Annotated in this window: 3 protein-coding genes; all 3 read right to left on the bottom strand. The window is 57.5% G+C overall.

Annotated elements, in window-relative coordinates:
- Window positions 1-45: 45 nt before the first annotated feature.
- On the bottom strand, window positions 46-306 hold the full coding sequence (locus F3J45_RS29485; protein WP_085665094.1) for a DUF6429 family protein: 261 nt from the start codon (window positions 304-306) through the stop codon (window positions 46-48).
- Window positions 307-373: 67 nt separating this feature from the next.
- Window positions 374-1906 carry an IS66 family transposase gene (locus F3J45_RS29480; protein ID WP_167070867.1) on the bottom strand — a complete coding sequence of 511 codons (1533 nt, stop codon included), beginning with the start codon at window positions 1904-1906 and terminating at the stop codon, window positions 374-376.
- 18 nt (window positions 1907-1924) lie between these two features.
- Window positions 1925-2284: an IS66 family insertion sequence element accessory protein TnpB gene (gene tnpB / locus F3J45_RS29475; RefSeq protein WP_054913089.1), complete on the bottom strand. Its 360-nt coding sequence runs from the start codon at window positions 2282-2284 to the stop codon at window positions 1925-1927.
- Between the last annotated feature and the right edge of the window lie 85 nt (window positions 2285-2369).

Genomic DNA, 2369 nt, shown 5'->3' with positions numbered 1-2369 from the left:
GTAAGCGATCCATAAACCCCACCCGTTAAATGAAGGACGGGGAAATCATGTATTCGAGTCGGGCACCTGCCCCGCTTGAGTCTTTAACCCGAACAACTGGTCAGCTAGCTGTCGGCCTCGCTCCAGCCCCTCCGCAGTCAACCAGATGGATTTGTTTCTATTAACTGGATCACTGATGAAACCCCGTTCATGCAGTCGATTCATGATCTCGAAGTCAAATCCTTTCCACGCGTTACCTTTGTCGGAGCTATAGGCTGCCAACAAGGCAAGCACTGCGTCTTCAATCAGTTTTTCGTCGTATTCCATGGTCGTTACCCCGCTCTTGTCCTTAAAGCGCTTCGTAGGCCCCATCTGACCCACGATGGAGGAGCACTTAACTATGTATTTTAGGCGTGCAATTCCACGGCAGCAGCGCTTCGTAGTCTTCCACGGAGGACGTCTGCGGCAGGCGTTCCAGCACGTGGCGCAGCCACGCATAGGGCTCTTGGCCGTTGGCTTTGGCCGTCTCGACCAGGCTGTAAAGTTGCGCACTGGCCGTCGCCCCTCTGGGCGTGTCACTGAACAACCAGTTCTTTCTGCCGATGACAAACGGGCGGATCGCACGCTCGGCTGCGTTGTTGTCGATCGGTAAGCAGCCGTGCTCGATGTAGCGTTCCAACTTGCTCCAGTTGCTGGCCAAGTAGCCGATGGCCTTGCCCAAGGCATTCTGCGTCGTGACCTGAGGTTGCGTTTTCTCTACCCAGCTTTTCAGCTGAGCCAGCAATGGCAGGCTGCGCTCCATGCGGGCAGCCTTACGATCATCATCGCTGCCGTCCTTAAGGTCGCGCTCGATGCCATACAGCTTGTTGATCAAGTTCAGGGCGATGTCTGCGCGCCCGGTTTTACCCTTGGGCTGCACGTTCTGCGCTTCGACGAACTTGCGGCGCGCGTGCACCCAGCAGCCCAACCGCTCCACGCCGTCCTGTGCAGCCAGCGCGTTGTAACCGGCGTAGTCGTCGGTCATGACATAGCCGCGATAGCCATCCAGCAGGCGCGTCGGCACCTCCTGCGCTCGGCTGGCGGTGTAGTCGAAAAGGATCACTGGCCGATCAGGTGGGCCACCGGTTTGTACCCACATCCAAGATTGGCTACTGGGCTCACGGCCGGGCTCTTTCAACACCTGCACACGTGTTTCATCACAGTGGATGATCCGACTGCTCAACAGGCTTTCGCGCATCAGATTCAGCAGCGGTTGGAAGTGCTCGCTGCATTGAATCACCCAGCGTGCCAGGGTTTGGCGCGAGATATCGATACCGTGGCGCCCCAACACTTTTTCGAAGCGATGAAGCGGTAGGCCGTCTACGTATTTGGTGGTGAGCAGCATGGCCAGCACACTCGGGCTAGCCATGCTCTTCTCGATCACCTGGGCAGGCTTGTCCGCGGTTACGGGCGCTGACTCGCAGTCCCGGCAGCCGTACACCTTGCGAACATGTTTGATGACGCGAATCTGCATCGGGACGATTTCAAGCTGTTCGCTGATCTCTTCACCAATGGCATGTTTGCGGCAGCCACAAGCGCACGTCAGCTCATGCTCGGGCAGTTCGTGGACAACCTCGATACGCGGCAAATCAGCCGGCAGTGGTTTGCGTTTACCACGGCGCTTGGTCGGTGCAACGACTTCTTCGTCGCCGGCCTCATCCAAGGGTTCTGCCAGGCTTTCCGCTTCGTCGAAGAGCGGCAACTGTGGCGTCGCCGCATCGCCTGTCTGCTCGGTCTTGCGCCCGAACAGACGCTGGCGCAACAGCGTAACTTCCTCTTCGAGATGAACGATCTTGCCCTTGTCGGACGCCCGCTCGTTGATTATCTGCTCAAGCAGTTGCTTGAGCAGAACAGGATCGTCAGGAAGGTCTTCGGGCATGGAAATCATGCCGCGGATTATACCGAATCAGGCGACGTATCGAGGCGTCAATACCTGATGCGGACGGTTGCGCCAGAGGTCGAAGCCGTCGAGTAGCCAGTTCAGTTCCTGAACGGTCAGTACGATGGCCACGTCAGTCGGATCGGGTGAGGTTTTGAACCGTTCGGAGTCCAGGCGTTTGAGCCAGAGGCAGAAGCCGTTGCGTTCCCAGTACAAGATCTTCACGCGGTTGCGCGGCTTGTTGAGGAAGACGAAAAGCACCGGGTCGAACACCGCCACTTTGATATCGAGTTCGACCAGCGCAGCCAGGCCATCGATGGACTTTCGGAAGTCGACGGGCTTGGGGTAGAGATAGACTTTTTCGACTTTGGCGTCGGGGCGCATCATCGTCGGCAGACTCCAGAAAGAAATCGGGAGCACAGCATCGGGGATCAGGTAAGCGCTTTAAATGTGGGGTTCATGGAGCGCTTAC

This window comes from Pantoea sp. Ap-967 (genome assembly GCF_011752565.1).
GTDB lineage: Bacteria > Pseudomonadota > Gammaproteobacteria > Pseudomonadales > Pseudomonadaceae > Aquipseudomonas.
This window is presented reverse-complemented; position numbering and strand designations above follow the sequence as displayed.